1 protein-coding gene is annotated in these 639 nt (G+C 48.7%); it reads right to left on the bottom strand.

Annotation, left to right across the window (positions count from 1 at the left end; translation table 11 throughout):
• The coding region (locus A3735_RS06960; protein ID WP_197485726.1) for an efflux RND transporter permease subunit at nt 1–606 on the bottom strand (606 nt) is incomplete at its 3' end.
• Nucleotides 607–639: the final 33 nt, after the last annotated feature.

The following is a 639-nucleotide window of genomic DNA, read 5'->3' on the forward strand; positions in this document are numbered from 1 at the left end:
GGTCATACCCATCGCAGATACCTGCTCAGGATTCAGCCAGATACGCACAGAGTAATCCCCTGCACCAAATACTTGAGCATTTCCAACACCTTCTAGGCGAGCAAGTTCATCGCGCACTTTCAAGTTAGCAAAGTTAGACAGGTACAACATGTCATAGCTATCGTCAGGTGATAACAGATGCACGACCATCGTTAAGTCAGGTGAAGATTTGGTTGTGGTCACCCCCAAACGTTGAACGTCTTGCGGCAGCCTGGGAATCGCTCGCGAAACACGGTTTTGGACTTGTACCTGCGCATCATCGACATCAGTACCCAGCTCAAAGGTAACAGTAATTGCCAAGCTACCATCTGAGGTTGCTTGTGAGGACATATAAAGCATGCCTTCAACACCATTAATCGCCTGTTCCAATGGCGTAGCAACAGAGTCCGCCATCACTTCGGGGTTTGCGCCAGGATAGCTAGCATTAACCACAACGGTTGGCGGAACAACCTCTGGGTATTCTGTTATCGGCAATTGAAAGACGGCGATCAAGCCAGCTAGGAAGATCATCATCGAGAGCACGCCAGCAAAGATCGGGCGGCTAATAAAATATTGTGAAATACTCATTTTGGCTTGCCGCTCCTAGCCTTGGCTATTGTT

The organism is Oleiphilus sp. HI0061, assembly GCF_001635675.1.